Origin of the sequence: Actinomadura sp. WAC 06369, from assembly GCF_003947565.1 — a bacterium.
Classification (GTDB): domain Bacteria; phylum Actinomycetota; class Actinomycetes; order Streptosporangiales; family Streptosporangiaceae; genus Spirillospora; species Spirillospora rifamycini.
The window spans coordinates 10,972-32,447 of the sequence record NZ_QHJN01000008.1; the positions used below are offsets into that span (position 1 = coordinate 10,972).

2 protein-coding genes are annotated in these 21,476 nt (G+C 76.9%); both read right to left on the reverse strand.

Translation table 11 applies throughout. The features are described from left to right. Positions 1–48: 48 nt before the first annotated feature. A complete protein-coding gene (locus tag DMH08_RS03550) occupies positions 49–5,556 on the reverse strand; it encodes a type I polyketide synthase (RefSeq protein WP_125611688.1) in 5,508 nt (1,835 codons plus the stop codon). Positions 5,557–5,583: 27 nt separating this feature from the next. Further along, on the reverse strand, positions 5,584–21,468 hold the full coding sequence (locus DMH08_RS03555; protein ID WP_125611690.1) for a type I polyketide synthase: 15,885 nt from the start codon (positions 21,466–21,468) through the stop codon (positions 5,584–5,586). Between the last annotated feature and the right edge of the window lie 8 nt (positions 21,469–21,476).

A 21,476-nucleotide genomic window follows, 5' to 3' on the forward strand; every position in this document is an offset into this window, starting at 1 on the left:
CCAGAGACGTCCGGTTGCGAATGCGGCGGTGGTGCGGGGCCGTGCGGATCACCCCGACCGGTCGACGAGCGCGAACAGCTCCTCGTCGGTGGCGGTGTCGAGATCGTCGTCGGCGACGCCGTCCGGGCCGCGTCCGGCCGCCTCGGCGGCGGCCAGTAGCTCCTTCAGCCGCACGGTGATCCGTTCGCGCGCGTCCCCGTCGGCCGCCGCGGCGGCGATGGCCGCCTCCAGCCCGGCGAGCCCGGACAGCACCGGGTCGGCGGGCGTCCCCTCGTCGACGGCCAGTTCCGCGCGCAGGTGGCGGGCGAGGGCCTGCGGGCTGGGGTGGTCGAACACCAGCGTGGCGGGCAGCTTCAGGCCGGTGGCCTCCCGCATCCGGTTGCGCAGCTCCACGGACGTGAGCGAGTCGAACCCGGCGTCCTTGAACGCCGTGTCCGGCCGGACCCCGCCGGGACCGGAGTGGCCCAGCACCACCGCGACCTGCGCGCGCACCACGTCGAGCAGCAGCGCCTCCTGCTCGGCCGCGGACCGCCCGGCCAGCCGGCGGACCAGGCCGCCGCCGTCCCCGGCGGCCGCCCGCGCCGCCTGCCGGTTTGTGTGGACCAGCCCGCGCAGCAGCGGCGGCACCCCGCCGCCGGCCGCCGCGTCGGCCCGCGCGGCGCGCAGGTCCAGCGCGACCGGCACCAGCAGCGCGTGCCCGGAGCCCGCGGCGGCGTCGAACAGCGCCATGCCGTCGGCGGAGCCGAGGGCACCGACACCGCCGCGCCCCTCCCGCCGCGACATCCGCGTCAGGGTGAGGTCGTCGATGGTGTCCCCCATGCCGGTGGCCTGCCGCCACGGGCCCCAGGCGATCGACAGCCCCGGCAGTCCCGCGGCTCGACGGCTCGCCATCAGCCCGTCCAGGTAGGCGTTCGCGGCCGCGTAGCCGCCGCTGCCCGCGCCCATGAACACCGACGACGCCGACGAGTAGACGACGAACGCGCGCAGGTCCGTGCCGCGGGTCAGCTCGTCGAGGTGCCGCACCGCGTCGACCTTCGGCGCGAAGGCGGCGGCCAGCCCGTCGTGCGTCAGCGTGCCGATCACGCCCGCGTTGAACACGCCCGCCGTGTGCACGACCCCGGTCAGGCGCCGGTCGCCGGGAATGGCCGCCAGCAGCGCCGCGACCTGGTCGCGGTCCGCGAGGTCGCAGGCGACCACCGACACCTCCGCGCCCTGGTCGGCGAGTTCGGCGACCAGGGCGTCGACGCCGTCGGCGTCCGGGCCCCGGCGGCTGGCCAGCAGCAGGTGCCGGACGCCGTGCCGGGCGACCAGGTGGCGGGCCGCGAGAGCACCCAGCGTCCCGCCGCCCGAGACCAGAACCGTCCCGTCCGGGCCGAACACCGGCGCGGTGCCGGCGGCCCGGTCGGTGACGCGCGCGAGGCGCGGCACGGCGAGCGTCCCGCCGCGCACCGCGACCTGCGGCTCACCGGACGCCAGCGCCGCGCCCACGGCGGAGCCGGGCCCGTCGGCGGACGCCGGGTCGAGGTCGAGCAGGACGATCCGCTCCGGGTTCTCGGACTGCGCGGCGCGGACGAGGCCCCACACCGCCGACGCCGCCGGGTCGGTCACCGCGCCGTCCCCGGCGGGGACGGCGCCGCGGGTGACGACCACGAGCCGCGCCTCCCCGGCGTCCGCGGCGTCCGCGGCGTCCGCGAGCCACGCCTGGACGACGTCCAGCACGCGGCACGCCAGGTCCAGCTCCGCGCGCGGGCCGTCCCCGCCGAACGCCTCCAGGACCGCCACCGGGGGCGCGTCCGCGCCGGTGCCCAGGGCCGCCACGTCGTCCGCGGTCGCCACCGCCGCCCACGCGGGCGCGGGCGCGGGGTCCTGCGGAGGAGCGGGCAGGTCGGTCCAGTCCACCTGGAACAGGGCGTCGTGGATCGCCGCCGTGTCCGCCAGCGCCGCCTGCTCGGGGGACACCTCGCGCAGGACCAGCGAGTCCATCGCCAGGACCGGCGCGCCGGTCTGGTCGGCGGCCTCCACGGACATCGTGTCCGAGCCGTCCGACGCGACCCGCACCCGCAGCGCCGGCGCGCCGACGGCGTGCAGCCGCACGCCGTTCCAGGAGAACGGCATCACCGACCGCCCGGCCCCCTCCCCGGCGGCCGCGGCGGCGACCGTCCCGGTCTGGAGCGCCGCGTCCAGCAGGGCCGGGTGGAGGCCGAACCCGGCGGCCGCCTCGCGGTGCCCGTCGGGGAGCGCGACCTCGGCGAAGACCTCCTCGCCGCGCCGCCACACCGTCCGGACGCCCTGGAAGACCGGCCCGTACGCGAAGCCGCGGCCGGCCAGGTCGGCGTAGAAGTCCCCGACCTCGACCTCCTGCGCGCCCGGCGGCGGCCACGCGGCGAAATCGAACGCGGCGCCGGTGCCCGGCTCGGCCGACAGGACGCCCGTGGCGTGCCGCGTCCACACGTCCGGGCCGTCCTCGCGCTGCGCGAACACCTCCACCGTCCGCGCCCCGCCGCCGTCCGGGCCGCCCACCACGACCTGCACCCGGACGCCGCCGCGCTCGGGCAGCACCACGGGCGCCTCGGTCACCAGCTCGTCCAGCACCGGGCACCCGGCCTCGTCCCCGGCCCGCAGCGCCAGCTCGACCAGGCCGGTGCCGGGGAAGAGGACCGTGCCGCCGATCGCGTGGTCGGCCAGCCAGGGGTGCGTCCGCAGCGACAGCCGCGAGGTGAACACCAGCCCGTCGGACTCCGGCAGCCGGAGGACGGCGCCGAGCAGCGGATGGCCGGCCGCCGCCTGCCCCAGCGACGCCGCGTCGGCCCGTTCGGCCGAATGGAGCCAGTAGTGCCGGCGGTCGAACGCGTACGTCGGCAGGTCCGGACGTCCGTCCGCGGCGAGCGCGACCGCGCTCCAGTCGACGGCGACACCGCAGACGAACAGCTCGGCCATCGACGTCAGCAGCCGCCGCGTCCCGCCGTCGTCGCGGCGCAGCGACCCGGTCACGACGGCGTCGGCGGCCCGGTCGTCGGCGAGCTCGGCGATCGGCTGCACCAGCACCGGGTGGGCGCTCACCTCCACGAATACCGTGTGGCCCCGGCCGAACAGGTCGGCGACCGCGGGCCCGAACCGCACCCGGGAGCGCAGGTTCCGGTACCAGTAGCCGCCGTCGACGGCCCCGGCGTCCCGCACCCAGCCGTCCGTGACGGTGGACCGGAACGGGATCGCCGGCGCCTGGGCCTCGATCCCCGCCAGGGCCTTGGCGAGGGTGTCCTCGATGTCCTCGACGTGGCGGGTGTGAGACGCGTAGTCGACGGCGATGCGCCGCACGCGGACGCCGTCGGCGTCCAGTGCCTCGACCGCTTCGTCGAGCGCGTCGGCGTCCCCGGCGATCACCACGGAGGAGGGGCTGTTGACCGCGGCGATCTCGACGCGGTCCGCCCACGGTTCCAGGCGGGCGGTCGCGTCCGCTTCCGAGAGCGCGACCGAGGCCATGCCGCCGCGTCCCGAGAGTTCGGCGGCGATGGCTTGGCTTCGCAGCGCCACGACCTTGGCGGCGTCCTCCAAGGACAGGGCGCCCGCGACGCACGCGGCGGCGATCTCGCCTTGCGAGTGCCCGACCACGGCGTCGGGCTTTACTCCGACCGACTCCCACACCGCCGCCAGGCCGACCATGACCGCGAAGCTCGCAGGCTGGAGGACATCGACCCGGTCCAGGAAGCCTGGCTCGGTGTCGCCGCGCAGGACGTCTGTGAGCGACCAGTCCACCCACCGCTCCAGCGCGGCGGCGCACTCGGCGACCCGCTCGGCGAACACCGGCGAGCCGTCAAGCAGCTCGCGGCCCATGCCGACCCACTGCGTGCCCTGGCCGGGGAAGACCCACACGACCTTCCCCGGTGCGCCGGCTGCCCCGGGGGACGCCACGAGACCGGACGCGTTCTCCCCGCGCGCCAACGCGTCCAGTGCGTGCAGCGCCTCCTCGCGGGAGTCCGCGACCACGACCGCGCGCTCGTGCAGCACCGAACGGCCCGCTGCCAGCGCCCCGGCGACCGCGGGGAGGGACGCCTCGGTCCGGTTGAGGAACGCCGCCAAGCGTTCGGCCTGCCCGGCCAGGGACGCGGTGCTCCGGGCCGAGACCACCAGCGGCACCGGGCCGTCGGACGGCGGTGCCTCTTCGGCCGCCGGTTCCTCGGGTGCCTCTTCCAGGATCAGGTGCGCGTTCGTCCCGCTGACGCCGAAGGACGAGACCCCGGCGCGGCGCGGACGTCCGTCCGGCGCCCACTCCCGGGCCTCTGTCAGCAGCTCGACGGCGCCGGTCGACCAGTCCACCTGGGACGTGGGCTCTTCGACGTGCAGGGTCGGCGGCATGACGCCGTGGCGCATCGCCTGCACCACTTTGATGACGCTCGCGACACCGGCGGCGGCCTGCGCGTGCCCGATGTTCGACTTCACCGACCCGAGCCACAGCGGCTCCTCGGGATCGCGCTCCTTGCCGTAGGTGGCCAGGAGCGCCTGCGCCTCGATCGGGTCGCCGAGGGCCGTCCCGGTGCCGTGGCCCTCGACGACGTCCACGTCGGACGGGGACAGGCCGGCGTTGGCCAGCGCTGCGCGGATCACCCGCTGCTGCGACGGACCGTTCGGCGCCGTCAGCCCGTTCGACGCGCCGTCCTGGTTCACGGCGCTGCCCCGCAGCACCGCCAGCACCTTGTGCCCGCGCTCCCGCGCCACCGACAGGCGCTCCAGGACGAGCACGCCGACGCCCTCGGCCAGGCCCATGCCGTCCGCGCCGTCCGCGAACGCCTTGCAGCGGCCGTCCTCGGCCAGGCCCCGCTGCCGGGAGAACACGATGAACGAGTTGGGGCTCGACATCACCATCGCGCCGCCCGCCAGCGCCATCGAGCACTCGCCCGACCGCAGCGCCTGCGCCGCCAGGTGCATCGCGACGAGGGAGGACGAGCACGCGGTGTCGATCGTGACGGCCGGGCCCTCGAACCCGAACACGTACGACACCCGGCCCGACGCCACGCTCGACGCCAGACCGGTGCCGGCGAAGCTGTGCATCTCCGGCCCCTCGACACCGGCGCCGTAGCCCTGCCCGGCGACGCCGGTGAACACGCCGACGTCGCCGCCCTTCAGCGAGGCCGGGTCGATGCCGCCGCCCTCCAGGGCCTCCCACGAGGTCTCCAGCAGGAGCCGCTGCTGCGGATCCATCGCGAGCGCCTCGCGCGGCGAGATGCCGAAGAACCCGGCGTCGAACAGCCCGGCCTCGTGCAGGAACCCGCCCTGGCCGACGTACGTGGTGCCCGACCGGTCGGGATCGGGGTCGAACAGGCCGTCCAGGTCCCAGCCCCGGTCGTCCGGGAAGCCGGACACCGCGTCCCGGCCCTCGGACACCAGCCGCCACAGGTCGTCCGGTCCGGCCACCCCGCCGGGCAGCCGGCACGCCATGCCGACGATCGCGATCGGCTCGCGGAACGCGCCGAGGAGCCGGCGGTTCCGCCGCTTCAGCGTGCCGACCTCCTCCACCGACTTCCGCAGCGCCTCCACGACCTGCTCATACGACGCACTCAACGAACCGCCCCAATCAGTTCCACGGGCCTACTCCTCGCCCATCGCCAGTTGCACGAGGTCGTCGACGTCCAGTTCGGCGACCGGCCGCGCGTCCCCGTCGGACGCCCCGTCCGGTCCGGTCTCGCCCAGGTCGGCCAGCCTGGTCAGCACGTCGACCAGTCCCGCCTCGCGCAGCCGCGCCAGCGGGACCGAGGCGAGCACGTGCCGCAGCCGCTCCTCGTCCAGGGCCGCGCCGGACGTCCCGCCGCCCGCGCCGTTGCCCGTCCCGCCGGCCGGGCCGGCGTCCGGGACCAGTTCCGTGCGCAGGTGGCGGGCGAGGGCCTGCGGGGTCGGGTAGTCGAACACCAGCGTGGCCGGGAGCTTCAGCCCGGTCGTCTCGCGCAGCCGGTTGCGCAGCTCCACCGAGGTCAGCGAGTCGAACCCGGCGTCCTGGAACGCCGCGTCCGCCCGCACCGCCTCCGGCCCGGCGTGGCCGAGCACGGCGGCGACCTGGCCGCGCACCAGGTCGAGGAGCAGGGCCTCCTGCTCGTCGGCGGCGAGCCCGGCCAGCGTGCGCGGCAGCGCGTCGCCGTCCGCGGCGGCCGTCCGCGCCTGCCTGCGGCCGGCCCGGACCAGCCCGCGCAGGACGGGCGGCAGCGTGCCGCCGGACTCGGCGTCCGCCCGCAGCGCGGCCGTGTCCAGCTTGATCGGCACCAGCAGGGACTCGTCCAGCCGCAGCGCGTCGTCGAATGCCGCCAGGCCCTCGGCCGGCGTCAGTTCCAGGACGCCGCCGCGGTCGGCGCGCGCGTGGTCGACGGCGCCGAGGTGGGCGGCCATGCCGACACCGCGCTCCCACAGGCCCCACGCCAGTGACAGGCCCGGCAGGCCCGCGGCGCGGCGGCTCGCCATCAACCCGTCCAGGTAGGCGTTCGCCGCCGCGTAGTTGCCCTGGCCGCCGCCGCCGGCCACGCCCGCGACGGACGAGAACACGACGAACGCGTCCAGCTGCATGCCCCGGGTCAGCTCGTCCAGGTGCCGCACCGCGTCGACCTTCGGCGCGAACACCCCGGCGAGCCGCTCCGGCGTCAGCGCGCCGATCACGCCGTCGTCGAAGACACCGGCGGTGTGGACGACTCCGCTCAGGGGATGCTCGGCGGGCACGGACCCCAGCAGCGCCGCGACCTGGTCGCGGTCCGCGAGGTCGCAGGCGACCACCGACACTTCCGCGCCCTGGTCGGACAGCTCGGCGACCAAGGCGTCCGCCCCTTCGGCGTCCGGGCCCCGGCGGCTCGCCAGGAGCAGGCGGCGGACGCCGTGCCGCGCGACCAGATGCCGGGCGGCCAAGCCGCCGAGGGCGCCCGCGCCCGACACCAGCACCGTCCCCTCCGAACCGAACGCCACCGGGACGTCCGCCACTGGCACGGAACCGGCGGCGCGGGCGAGACGCGGAACGGACAGGGCCGTGCCGCGCACCGCGACCTGCGGCTCACCCGATGCGAGCACCGCGCCCAGCACCGGCCCGGCGTCACCCGCCGACGCGGGATCGAGGTCGAGCAGGACGATCCGGTCCGGGTGCTCGGCCTGCGCCGACCGGACCAGGCCCCACACCGCCGACGCCGCCGGGTCGGTCACCGCGCCGTCCCCGGCGGGCACCGCACCCCGGGTCGCGATCACCAGCCGCGACTCCTCCAGCGCGGGCGCGGCCAGCCACGCCTGCACGGCGCCCAGCACGCGGGACGTCACCGCCAGCGCCGCGTCGGGGCCGCCTCCGTCGGCGTCCAGGACGGCCGCCCGCGGGACGGTCCCGCCCTCGGCGAGCGCCGCCACGTCCGAGGCGCCGTGCACCGGCGTCCAGGACGGCGCGGGCTCCCCGAGCGGCGCGGGCAGTCCGGTCCACCGCACCCGGAACAGCGCGTCCGCGCTCCCGGACGCCGCGGCGCCCAGCCGCTCGGCGGACACGGGCCGGGACACCAGCGAGTCCATCGTCAGGACCGGCCCGCCGGTCTCGTCGGCGGCCTCGACCGCCAGCGCGTCGGTGCCCGCGGGCGCGAGCCGCACCCGCAGCACCGACGCTCCGGAGGCGTGCAGGGCCAGCCCGTTCCACGCGAACGCCAGCACCGGCTCTCCCGGCTCGTCCGCGCCGCCGACGGTGGCGGCCTGGAGGGCGGCGTCCAGCAGCGCCGGGTGGAGCCCGAACCGGGCCGCGTCCTTGCGGAGGTCGTCGGGGAGCGCGGCTTCGGCGAAGACCTCCTCGCCGCGCCGCCACACGGCCCGCAGCCCCTGGAACGCGGGCCCGTACCCGTAGCCGCGTTCGGCGAGGCCGGAGTAGAAGCCGGCGACGTCGACCTCCGCCGCGCCCGGCGGCGGCCACGCCGCGAAGTCGAACCCGGTACCGGCGTCCGGCTCGGCCGACAGGACGCCGGTGGCATGCCGCGTCCACGCGTCGCCGCCGCCGTCGCGCCGCGAGAACACCTCCACGGTGCGGGCGCCGTCCCCGCCGGGGCCGCTCACGGCGACCTGCACGCGGACGCCGCCGTGCTCGGGCACCGCCAGCGGCGCCTCGATCACCAGCTCGTCCAGCGTCGGGCAGCCCGCCTCGTCCCCGGCCCGCACGGCCAGCTCGACCAGCCCGCTCCCCGGGAGGAGCACCGACCCGCCGACCGCGTGGTCGGCCAGCCACGGGTGGGTCCGCAGCGACAGCCGCGAGGTGAACACCAGCCCGCCGGACTGCGGCAGGTGCACGACCGCGCCCAGCAGCGGGTGGTCGGCCGCGGCCTGGCCGAGGGACTCCGCGTCCGTCGCCGGCCCGGCGGGCTTAAGCCAGTAGTGCCGGTGGTCGAACGCGTACGTCGGCAGCGCCACCCGGCCGGGCGGGACGTCCGGCAGCACGGCGCTCCAGTCGAGCGCGACGCCCCGGACGTACGCCTCGGCCATCGAGGTGAGCAGGCGCCGCATGCCGCCGTCGTCGCGGCGCAGCGACCCGGTCACCACGGCGTCGACGTCGGTGCCGTCCACGACCTCGCTGATCGGCTGCACGAGCACCGGGTGCGCGCTCATCTCGACGAACACCGAGTGCCCCTGGTCGAGCAGCTCGGCGACGGCGGGCCCGAACCTGACCTGGGCGCGCAGGTTCCGGTACCAGTAGTCGCCGTCGACGACCCCGGCCCCCTCGATCCACTCGCCCGTCACCGTCGACAGCCACGGGACGGCCGGCGCCTGCGCGCGGATCCCGGCCAGCTTCTCCGCCAGCAGCCCCCGGATGTCCTCGACCTGGTTGGTGTGCGACCCGTAGTCCACGGGGACCCGCCGCACCCGGACGCCCCGGTCTTCGACGGCCGCCAGCGCCTCGGACAGGGCGCCGGCCTCGCCGGCGACCACCACCGACGCGGGCCCGTTGACCGCCGCGACCTGCACGCGGTCCGCCCACGGCGCCAGCAGGGCGGCCGCGTCGTCCTCGCCGAGCGCCACCGACGCCATCCCGCCGCGCCCGGCGAGGCCCGCGGCGATGGCCTGGCTGCGCAGCGCCACCACCCGGACGGCGTCCTCCAGCGAGAGCGCGCCGGACACGCAGGCTGCGGCGATCTCGCCCTGGGAGTGCCCCACCACGGCGTCCGGCCGCAGCCCGTACGACCGCCACACCTCGGCCAGTCCCACCATCACGGCGAAGCTCGCCGGCTGCACCACGTCGACCCGGTCCAGCAGGTCGGGGGCGGCGCGGCCGCGCAGCACGTCGGTCAGCGACCAGTCGACGAGGCCCGCGAGCGCGGCGGCGCACTCGCCGACCCGCCCGGCGAACGCGGGGGAGGAGTCCAGCAGTTCGCGGCCCATGCCGATCCACTGCGCGCCCTGCCCCGGGAACACCCACACGACCTTGCCCGGCGTGCCCGCCCGGCCGGTGACCACGCCGCCCGCGGCCTCGCCGCGGGCCAGCGCCGCCAGCCCCGCCTTCGCTTCGGCGCGGGACCCGGCGACCACCACCGCGCGCTCGTCCAGCGCGGCGCGGTCGGACACCAGCGCCCCGGCGGCGGCCGGGAGCGGGACGTCGCCGTCGAGGAACGCGGCCAGCCGGGCGGCCTGCCCCGCCAGCGCCCCGGCGCCGCGGGCGGACACCACCACGGGCAGCACGCCGTGCGCCGCGCCGTCCCCGGCGCCGGGCTCGGCGTCGTCGGCCAGCTCGTCCGGCGGCGCCTCCTCCAGGATCAGGTGCGCGTTCGTCCCGCTGACCCCGAACGCCGACACCCCGGCCCGGCGCGGACGCCCGGTGCGGGGCCAGTCGCGGGACTCGGTCAGCAGCTCGACGGCCCCGGCGGACCAGTCCACCTCGGGGGTGGGCGCGTCCACGTGCAGCGTCGCGGGGAGCGTCTCGTTGCGCAGCGCCTGCACCATCTTGATCACGCTGGCGACACCGGCGGCGGCCTGCGCGTGCCCGATGTTGGACTTCAGCGACCCGAGCCACAGCGGCTGCCCGGCGTCCCGGTCCTGCCCGTAGGTGGCCAGGAGCGCCTGCGCCTCGATCGGGTCGCCGAGGGCCGTCCCGGTGCCGTGGCCCTCGACGACGTCCACGTCGGACGGCGCGAGCCCGGCGTTGGCCAGCGCTGCGCGGATCACCCGCTGCTGCGACGGACCGTTCGGCGCCGTCAAACCGTTCGACGCGCCGTCCTGGTTCACGGCGCTGCCGCGCAGCACCGCCAGCACCTGGTGGCCGCGCTCGCGCGCCACCGACAGGCGCTCCAGGACGAGCACGCCGGCGCCCTCGGCCCAGCCGGTGCCGTCGGCCGCGGCGGCGAACGCCTTGCAGCGCCCGTCGACGGCCAGGCCGCGCTGCCGGGAGAACTCCACGAAGGCGCCCGGGTTCGCCATGACCGTCGCGCCGCCCGCCAGCGCCATCGAGCACTCGCCCGACCGCAGCGACTGCGCCGCCAGATGCATCGCCACCAGCGACGACGAGCACGCCGAGTCGATCGTGACCGCCGGGCCCTCGAACCCGAACACGTACGACACCCGGCCCGACACGACGCTGGACGACCCGCCCGTCCCGGCGAAGCCCTCCAGTTCCGGCGTGACGACGTCCGCGCCCGGCGCGACGTAGCCCTGGCCGAACGCGCCGACGAACACGCCGACGTCCGCGCCCCGGTACGCCGTCGCGTCGACGCCCGCGGTCTCCAGCGCCTCCCACGAGGTCTCCAGCAGCAGCCGCTGCTGCGGGTCCATCGCGAGCGCCTCGCGCGGCGAGATGCCGAAGAACCCGGCGTCGAACAGCCCGGCCTCGTGCAGGAACCCGCCCCGGTCGGTGTAGGACGTGCCGGGGCGCTCCCAGTCCGGGTCGAACAGGCCGTCCAGGTCCCAGCCCCGGTCGGTGGGGAAGCCGGACACCGCGTCCCGGCGCTCCGCCACCAGCCGCCACAGGTCGTCCGGACCGGCCACCCCGCCGGGCAGCCGGCACGCCATGCCGACGACGGCGATCGGCTCGTCGGCGTCGGCCGCGGCGGTGGCCCGCGCCACCGGGGCGGGCGCCGCGTCGCCGGACCCGTCCCCGAGTTCGGCGCGCAGGTGGCGGGCGAGGGCCTGCGGGTTGGGGTGGTCGAACACCAGCGTGGCGGGCAGCTTCAGCCCGGTGGCCTCGCGCAGCCGGTTGCGCAGCTCCACCGCCGTGAGCGAGTCGAACCCGGCGTCCCGGAAGGCCGCGTCCGCCCGGACCGCGCCCGCCCCGGCGTGCCCGAGCACCGCGGCGACCTGGCCGCGGACCAGGTCCAGCAGCAGGGCGAGCCGGTCGTCCGGGGTGAGACCCGCGAGCCGCTCGGCCAGCCCGCCGCGCGCGCCGCCGCTGTCCGCGGCCTGCGCCGCCTGCCGGCGGCGGCCGGCGCGGACCAGGCCGCGCAGCATGTGCGGCACCGCCCCGCCCGCGGCGGCGTCGGCGCGGACGCTGCGCAGGTCGATCCGGGCGGGGACGAGGAGCGAACGCCCGGAACCGAGCGCGGCCTCGAACAACTCCATCCCCTCGGCCTGCGACATCAACTGCAGACCGCCACGCCTGCTCATCCGGGAACGAGTGAGGTCGTCGGTGCCCGCGGCCATCCCCCCGGACGTCTGGTCCCACAGGCCCCAGGCCAGCGACAGGCCCGGCAGGCCCTCGGCGCGACGGCTCGCCATCAACCCGTCCAGGTAGGCGTTGGCAGCTGCGTAGCTGCCGCTGCCCGCGCCCATGAACACGCCCGACACCGAGGAGTAGACGACGAACGCGGCCAGATCCATGTCCCGGGTCAGCTCGTCCAAGTGCCGCACCGCGTCGGCCTTGGGCGCGAACACCCTGGCGAGCCGCTCCGGCGTCAGCGTCCCGATCACGCCCGCGTCGATGACGCCGGCGGTGTGGACGACTCCGGTCAGGGGATGCTCGGCGGGCACGGACGCCAGCAGCTCCGCGACCTGGTCGCGGTCCGCGAGGTCGCAGGCGACCACCGACACTTCCGCGCCCTGGTCGGACAGCTCGGCGACCAAGGCGTCCGCTCCTTCGGCGTCCGGGCCCCGGCGGCTCGCCAGAAGCAGACGGCGGACACCGTGGCGGGCGACCAGATGCCGGGCGGCCAAGCCGCCAAGGGCGCCCGCGCCCGACACCAGCACCGTCCCCTCCGAACCGAACGCGGGGGGCGCGTCCTCGGGCCGCCGCACCGCGCGGGCGAGGCGCGGGACGAACAGGGCCGTGCCGCGCACCGCGACCTGCGGCTCACCGGACGCGAGCACCGCGCCCAGCACCGGCCCGGCGTCACCGGCCGACGCGGGATCGAGGTCGAGCAGGACGATCCGGTCGGGGTTCTCGGCCTGCGCCGACCGGACCAGGCCCCACACCGCCGACGCCGCCGGGTCGGTCACCGCGCCGTCCCCGGCGGGCACCGCACCCCGCGTCAGGACCACCAGCCGCGACTCCTCCAGCGCGGGCGCGGCCAGCCACGCCCGGACGATGGCCAGGACCCGGGAGGTCAGGGCCAGGGGCGCCCGCGTGTCGTCGGCGAACGCCCGGAGGACCGCCGCCGCGGGCGCGTCCTCGGCCAGGGCGGCCACGTCCTCCTCGGTCGCCACCGGCGCCCACGACGGCGCGGACGCCGCCGCCGCGGTCAGCTCCGTCCAGTCGACCTGGAACAGCGAGGTGGCGCCGGCGGCGCCGGCGGCCGCCTCACCCGGCCGCGACACCACCGAGTCCACGGTCAGGACCGGCCCGCCGGTCTCGTCGGCCGCCGCCAGCGACACCGTGCCGGGCCCGCCGGGCGTCAGCCGCACCCGCAGCACCGACGCCCCGGACGCGTGCAGCGCGAACCCGCGCCAGTCGAGCGGCTGCCGCGGCTCGTCGGCGGCGCCGGCCAGCAGCGCCGCCTCCAGCAGCACCGGGTGGAGACCGAACCGGCCCGCGTCCGCGCCCTGCTCCTCGGGCAGGGCGACCTCCGCGAACAGCTCGTCTCCGCGCCGCCACACGGCCCGCACGCACCGCGCCGCTCCTTCGCCGCCGAGGTCGCCGGCCTCCCGCGCGCCGGCCGGCGGCCAGACGGCCGCGTCGAACGGCTCCGGCACGGCGGGCGCGGCCGACAGCCGCCCGGTGGCGTGGCGGGTCCAGCCGTCCGCGCCGTCGTCCCCGGCGACGTCCTCGCGCTGCGAGTACACCTCCACGGTGCGCGCACCGTCGTCGTCCGGTCCGCCCAGGACGACCTGGACGCGCACCCCGCCGTGCTCGGGCAGCACGAGCGGGGCCTCGATCTCCAGCTCGTCCAGGACGGTGCACCCGGCCTCGTCCCCGGCGCGCACCGCCAGCTCGACCAGCCCGGTGCTCGGGACGTCCGCGAGCCACGGATGCACCCGCAGCGACAGCCGCGAGGTGAACACCAGCCCGTCCGACTGCGGCAGCGGCATCACCGCGCCCAGCAGCGGATGGTCGGCGCCCGCCAGCCCGAGCGCCGGTGCGTCCTTGCTCCCGGCCGGGTGGAGCCAGTAGGGCCGGTGGTCGAACGCGTACGTCGGCAGGTCCACGTCGCGCGGCGCCTGCGGCAGCAGGCCGCTCCAGTCGACGGCGACGCCCCGGACGAACAGTTCGGCCATCGAGGTGAGCAGGCGCCGCATGCCGCCGTCGTCGCGGCGCAGCGACCCGGTCACCACGGCGTCGGTGTCGGTCCCGTCCACGATCTCGCTGATCGGCTGGACCAGCACCGGGTGTGCGCTGACTTCCACGAACACGCCGTGGCCCTGGTCGAGGAGGGCGGAGAGGGCGGATCCGAACCGGACCCGGTTGCGCAGGTTCCGGTACCAGTAGCCGCCGTCGACCACCCCGGCCTCGGAGATCCACTCGCCGGTCACCGTCGACAGCAGCGGAATCGTCGGCGCCTGCGCCTCGATCCCGACCAGCGCCTCGGCGAGCGTGTCCTCGATGTCCTCGACGTGGCTGCTGTGGGAGGCGTAGTCGACGGCGATCCGCCGTCCGCCGAGCGCCGTGACCGCCTCGTCCAGCGCCTCGCGGTCCCCGGCGATCACCACCGAGGAGGGACCGTTGACCGCCGCGATCTCCACGCGGTCCGCCCACGGCTCCAGGCGGGCCGTCACTTCTGATTCCGGCAGCGCGATCGACGCCATGCCGCCGCGTCCCGACAGCTCGGCGGCGATGGCCCGGCTTCGCAGGGCCACCACCTTCGCGGCGTCCTCCAGAGACAGGGCGCCCGCCACGCACGCGGCGGCGATCTCGCCCTGCGAGTGCCCCACCACGGCGTCGGGGCGCACGCCGACCGACTCCCACACCGCTGCGAGGCCGATCATGACGGCGAAGCTCGCGGGCTGGAGGACGTCGACCCGGTCGAGGAGATCCGGCTCGGTGTCGCCGCGCAGGACGTCCGTCAGCGACCAGTCCACCCACCGCTCCAGAGCAGCGGCGCACTCGGCGATGCGTTCGGCGAACACCGGGGAGGAATCGAGCAGCTCGCGGCCCATGCCGGCCCACTGCGTGCCCTGGCCGGGGAAGACCCACGCGAGCTTGCCGAACGCGCCCGCGCTGCCGGTCACGATGCCGGGCGCGCCTTCACCGCGCGTGAGCGCGCCGAGGGCGTCCAGCGCTTCCTCGCGGGAGGCCGCCACCACCACGGCGCGGTCGTCCAGGACCGCACGGTGGGCCAGCAAAGCGCTCGCCACGTGCGGAAGTGGCGGCTCGCCGGAGCCCTCCAGGTAGGCCGCCAGCCGTTCGGCTTGTCCGGCCAGGGATCCCGTGCTCCGGGCCGAGACCACCAGCGGCACCGGGCCGTCGAACGGCGGCGCCTCCTCGGCGACCGGCTCCTCGGGGGGCTCCTCCAGGATCAGGTGCGCGTTCGTCCCGCTGATCCCGAACGACGACACGCCCGCTCGGCGCGGATGCCCGTTCGGTGACCAGTCCCGGGCCTCGGCCAGGAGCTCGACGGCGCCGGTCGACCAGTCCACCTGGGACGTGGGCTCTTCGACGTGCAGGGTCGGCGGCATGACGCCGTGCCGCATCGCCTGCACCATCTTGATGACGCTCGCGACCCCGGCGGCGGCCTGCGTGTGCCCGATGTTCGACTTCAGCGAGCCCAGCCATACCGGGCTCTCCTCGCCGCGTCCCTTGCCGTAGGTGGCCAGGAGCGCCTGCGCCTCGATCGGGTCGCCGAGGGCCGTCCCGGTCCCGTGGCCCTCGACGACGTCCACGTCGGACGGCGCGAGCCCGGCGTTGGCGAGGGCGGCGCGGATCACCCGCTGCTGCGACGGCCCGTTCGGCGCGGTCAGCCCGTTCGACGCACCGTCCTGGTTCACCGCGCTGCCGCGCAGCACCGCAAGCACCTTGTGGCCGCGCTCGCGCGCGACCGACAGGCGCTCCAGGACGACGATGCCGACGCCCTCGGACAGGACCGTGCCGTCCGCGCCCGACGCGTACGCCTTGCAGCGGCCGTCCTCGGCCAGGCCCCGCTGCCGCGACATGCCGAGCACGCCGATCGGCGAGCCCATCACGGCGACGCCGCCCGCCAGCGCCATCGAGCACTCGCCGGACCGCAGCGCCTGGGCGGCCATGTGCATCGCGACGAGGGAGGACGAGCACGCGGTGTCGATCGTGACGGCCGGGCCCTCGAACCCGAACACGTACGACACGCGGCCGGAGGCGACGCTCCCCGCCGTGGCGGTCGTGACGAAGCCCTCCAGCTCCGCGGGCATGTTGCTCAGGGATTCGAGGTAGTCGTGGATGGACACGCCGGAGAACACGCCGATGTCGGCGCCGCGCGCCGCGGTCGGGTCGACGCCCGCCCGTTCGAGCGCCTCCCAGGACGCCTCTAGCAGCAGCCGCTGCTGCGGGTCCATCGCGAGCGCCTCGCGCGGCGAGATCCCGAAGAACCCGGCGTCGAACTGGGCGGCCTCGTGCAGGAACCCGCCGCGGGTGGTGTACGAGGTGCCCGCGCGCTCCGGGTCGGCGTCGAACAGGGCGTCCAGGTCCCAGCCGCGGTCGTCGGGGAAGGACGACATGCCCTCGCGGCCCTCGGACACCAGCCGCCACAGGTCGTCCGGGCCGGTGACCTGACCCGGCAGCCGGCACGCCATGCCGACGATCGCGATGGGGTCGCCGGCGTCGGCGGCGCCCGCGGCGGTCGCCGCGCGGGCGCCGGACGCGGCGGGCGCCTCGTCGCCGTGCTCGTCGCCGAGTTCCTCGCGCAGGTGGCGGGCGAGCGCCACCGGGGTCGGGTAGTCGAAGATCAGCGTGGCGGGCAGTTTGACCCCGGTCGCCGCGCTCAGCCGGTTCCGCAGCTCCACCGCGGTCAGGGAGTCGAACCCGATGTCGCTGAAGCCGCGGGTGCCCTGCGCCAGTTCCGGCCCGGTGAAGCCGAGCACCCCGCCCGCCTCGTCCTGGACGAGCGACAGCAGGACGCCCTCCCGCTCCTCCGGCGGCAGCCCCGCGAGCCTGCGCAGCAGCCCGCCGCCGTCGCCGGCGGCCCGCGCCACCCGCCGGCCGGTGCGGACCAGGCCGCGCAGCAGGTGCGGGACGTCCTCGCCCGCCGCGGCCTTGCCGCGCAGCGTCCGCAGGTCCAGCTTGATCGGGACCAGCAGCGCCCGGTCGGCGTGCAGCCCGGTGTCGAGCATCTCCAGGCCCTCGGCGGGCGTCATCGCGAGGACGCCGCCGCGGCTCATCCGCGCCTGGTCGGTGGCGCCGAGGTGCGCGGTCAGGCCGTCGCTCTGCTCCCACAGCCCCCACGCCAGGGACAGCCCCGGCAGGCCCGCCGCGCGGCGGCCCGCCATCAGCCCGTCCAGGTACGCGTTCGCCGCCGCGTAGTTGCCCTGGCCGGCGGACCCCATGAGCGCGGCGGCCGACGAGAACACCACGAACGCGTCCAGGTCCGTGCTCCGGGTCAGCTCGTCGAGGTGCCGCACCGCGTCGACCTTCGGCGCGAACACCCCGGCCAGCCGCTCCGGGGTCAGCGCGCCGATCACGCCGTCGTCCAGGACGCCCGCCATGTGGACGACGCCGGTCAGGGGGCGCTCGGCGGGGACGGACGCCAGCAGGTCCGCGACCTGGTCCCGGTCGGCGACGTCGCAGGCGGCCACGGACACCTCAGCGCCCTGGTCGGCGAGTTCGGCGACCAGGGCGTCGACGCCGTCGGCGTCCGGGCCCCGGCGGCTGGCCAGCAGCAGGTGCCGGACGCCGTGCCGGGCGACCAGGTGGCGGGCGACGACGCCGCCCAGCGAGCCGGTGCCGCCGGTGACCAGGACCGTCCCGTCCGGGCGGAACACGGCGGGCGCGTCCGGGGCCTCCCCGGCGGCCCGCGCCAGGCGGGGCGCGGACCAGGTCCCGCCGCGGACCGCGAGCTGCGGCTCGCCGCAGGCCAGCGCCGTCCCCAGCAGCGGCCCCGCGTCCCCGGCCGGGTCGCCCGCGGGGTCGCGGTCCAGCAGGACGATCCGGTCCGGGTTCTCGGCCTGGGCGGCGCGGACGAGGCCCCACACCGCCGCGCCGGCGGCGTCGGTCACCGCGCCGTCCCCGGCGGGCACCGCGCCCCGGGTCAGCACCACCAGCCGCGCGTCCGCGGCGCCGGCGCCGTCCAGCCAGCGCTGGAGGATCTCCAGCACCCGCGCGGTCAGCGCCAGGGGCGCGTCCGCTCCGCCGGAGGCGTCCAGGACGGTCACCGCGGGCGCGTCCGGCGGCAGCGCGGCCACGTCGTCGGCGGTGGCGACCGGCGTCCACGGCGGCGCGTCCGCCCGCGGCGCCGGGGGCACCTCGGTCCACTCCACCCCGAACAGCGCGTCGCCGCCCGCGGCCGCGGCCGTCTCCAGCTGGTCGTCGGACACCGGCAGCGACACCAGCGAATCCATGGTCAGCACCGGGCCGCCGGTCTCGTCGGCGGCCTGGAACGACAGCGCGTCCGTCCCGCACGGCGCGACCCGCACCCGCATCGCGGACGCGCCGACGGCGTGCAGCACCAGCCCGTTCCACGCGAACGGCAGCACCCGGCGGTCGTCGCCGGGGTCGGCGAAGGCGTTCGTGTGCAGCGCCGCGTCCAGCAGCGCGGGGTGGACGCCGAAGCGGCCGGCGTCCTCCCGGTGCTCGCCGGGCAGGGCGACCTCGGCGAACACCTCCTCGCCGCGCCGCCACACCGCCCGCAGGCCCTGGAACGCCGGGCCGTAGGCGTAGCCGCGCTCCACCAGGTCGGGGTAGAAGCCGGTGATCTCGACCGGCTCCGCGCCGGGCGGCGGCCAGGCCGTGAAGTCGAACTGCGTCTCCCTGGGGCGGGACGTGTCCGACAGCAGGCCGGTGGCGTGCCGCGTCCACGCGTCCTCGCCGGAGTCCTCGCGCAGGGAGTACACGTCCACCGTGCGCGCGCCGGTGCCGGTCGGTCCGCCGACCGCGACCTGGAGGCGGACCCCGCCCTGCTCGGGCAGCACCAGCGGCGCCTCGATCACGAGCTCGTCCAGGACGCCGTAGCCGAACTCGTCGCCCGCCCGCACCGCGAGGTCGACGTACACCGTGCCGGGGATGAGCACGGCGCCGCCGATGGCGTGGTCGGCGAGCCAGGGGTGCGTCCGCAGCGACAGCCGCGAGGTGAACACCAGCCCGTCCGACTGCGGCAGCGGCACCACCGCGCCCAGCAGCGGATGGTCGGCACCGGTCAGCCCCAGCGACGCCGCGTCGGTCGCCGAGTCGCCGAGCCGGAGCCAGTAGTGCCGGTGGTCGAACGCGTACGTCGGCAGGTCCACGTGCCGGGACGTCGCGCCCGCGGGCAGGACCGCGGGCCAGTCCAGCGCGACGCCGCGCACGAACAGTTCGGCCATCGAGGTCAGCAGGCGCCGCGTCCCGCCGTCGTCGCGGCGCAGCGACCCGGTCACCACGACGTCGGCGTCGGTCCCGTCCACGATCTCGCTGATCGGCTGGACCAGGACCGGGTGGGCGCTGACCTCGACGAACACGCCGTGGCCCTGGTCGAGCAGGTCGGTGACGGCAGGCCCGAACCGGACCCGGTTGCGCAGGTTCCGGTACCAGTAGCCGCCGTCGACGACCCCGGCCTCCTCGATCCACTCGCCGGTCACCGTCGAGTAGAACGGCACCGCCGGGGCCTGCGCCTCGATGCCCGCGAGCGCCTCGTCGAGGGTGCCGCGGACGTCCTCGACGTGGCGGCTGTGGGACGCGTAGTCCACGGCGACCCGCCGCACGCGGACGCCCTGCTCGTCGAGCACGTCCAGCGCTTCGTCGAGCGCCCGGGCGTCGCCCGCGATCACGACGGAGGAGGGCCCGTTCACGGCCGCGACCTCGACGCGGTCCGCCCACGGTTCCAGGCGGGCGGTCGCGTCGTCCTCGCTCAGCGCGACCGACGCCATGCCGCCGCGCCCGGACAGCTCGGCGGCGATGGCCTGGCTTCGCAGCGCCACGACCTTGGCGGCGTCGTCCAGAGACAGCGCGCCCGCGACGCACGCGGCTGCGATCTCGCCTTGCGAGTGCCCCACCACGGCGTCGGGCTGGACGCCGACCGACTCCCACACAGCCGCCAGGCCAATCATGACCGCGAAGCTCGCGGGCTGGAGGACGTCGACCCGGTCCAGGAAACCCGGCTCGGTGTCGCCGCGCAGAACGTCCGTCAGCGACCAATCCACCCACCGCTCCAACGCGGCGGCGCACTCGGCGACCCGGTCGGCGAACACCGAGGAAGACTCCAGCAACTCGCGGCCCATGCCGACCCACTGCGTGCCCTGCCCCGGGAAGACCCACACGACCTTGCCCGGTGCACCGGAAGCCCCGGGGGACGCCACCAGACCGGACGCGTTCTCCCCGCGCGCCAACGCGTCCAGTGCGTGCAGCGCCTCCTCGCGGGAGTCCGCGACCACGACCGCGCGCTCGGGCAGCACCGAACGGCCCGCCGCCAGCGCCCCGGCCACGGCCGCCGGCGGGACGTCCTCCGCGTCGCGGAGGAACGCCGCGAGGCGCTCCGCCTGGCCGGCCAGGGACGCGGCGGTCCCGGCCGAGACCACGAGCGGCACCGCCCCGCCCGGCAGGCCGTCCGCCGCCTCGGGCGCGGCCTCCTCGGCGGGCGCCTCCTCGACGGGCGCCTCCTCGACGATGAGGTGCGCGTTCGTCCCGCTGGCGCCGAACGACGACACGCCCGCCCGGCGCGGACGCCCGGCGGGGGACCACCCCCGGGGCTCGGTCAGCAGCCGGACCGCCCCCGAGGACCAGTCGACCTGCGGGCTCGGCGCGTCCACGTGCAGGGTCGCGGGCAGCTCCCCGTGCCGCAGCGCCTGCACCATCTTGATCACCCCGGCGACACCGGACGCCCCCTGGGTGTGGCCGATGACGGACTTCACCGAGCCGAGCCACAGCGGCTCCTCGGGGTCCCGGTCCTTGCCGTAGGTGGCCAGGAGCGCCTGCGCCTCGATCGGGTCGCCGAGCACGGTGCCGGTGCCGTGGCCGTCCACGGCGTCGACGTCGGACGGGGCCAGGCCGGCGCTGTCGAGCGCCTTGCGGATCACCCGCTGCTGCGACGGGCCGTTCGGCGCCGTCAAACCGTTCGACGCGCCGTCCTGGTTCACGGCCGAGCCGCGGATCACGGCCAGCACCCGGTGCCCGCGCTCCCGCGCCGCCGACAGCCGCTCCAGCAGCAGGACGCCCACGCCCTCGGCCCAGCCGGAGCCGTCCGCGCACGCCGCGTAGGACTTGCAGCGCCCGTCGAACGCCAGCGCCCGCTGCCGCGCGAAGCCGACGAACCCGCCGGGCGTCGCCATCACCGTCGCGCCGCCCGCCAGCGCCATCGAGCACTCGCCCCGGCGCAGCGCCTGCGCGGCGAGGTGGATCGCCACCAGGGACGACGAGCACATCGTGTCGACGGTCACCGCCGGGCCCTCCAGCCCGAGCGCGTAGGCGACCCGGCCGGACGCGACGCCGCCCGCGGTGCCGAGGGCGCGCTCCAGGCTCATGAAGTCCTCGAACCCGCTCAGGTCGGGCGCGTAGTCCTGGTGCACGACGCCGGCGAACACGCCGACGTCGGTGCCGCGCAGCGAGTCGGGGGCGATGCCGGCGCGTTCGAGGGTCTCCCAGGAGACCTCCAGCAGCTGCCGCTGCTGCGGGTCCATCGCCAGCGCCTCGCGCGGCGAGATCCCGAAGAACCCGGCGTCGAACTGCGCCGCGTCGTGCAGGAACGCCCCCTCCCGCACGTACGTCGTGCCGGGGTTGTCGGGGTCCGGGTGGTAGAGGCCCTCGAGGTCCCAGCCCCGGTCGTCGGGGAAGCCGGTGTAGACGTCGGTGCCTTCGGACACCACCCGCCAGAAGTCCTCCGGGCCCCGGATGCCGCCCGCGTACCGGCACGCCATGGAGACGATCGCGATGGGCTCCGCCGCCGCGGCGGCGAGGTCGTCGTTCTCCTGCCGGAGCCGCGCGTTCTCCTTCAGCGAGGCACGCAGTGCCTCGACGACCTGCTCGTCTGGCGCCGACATAACTCTCC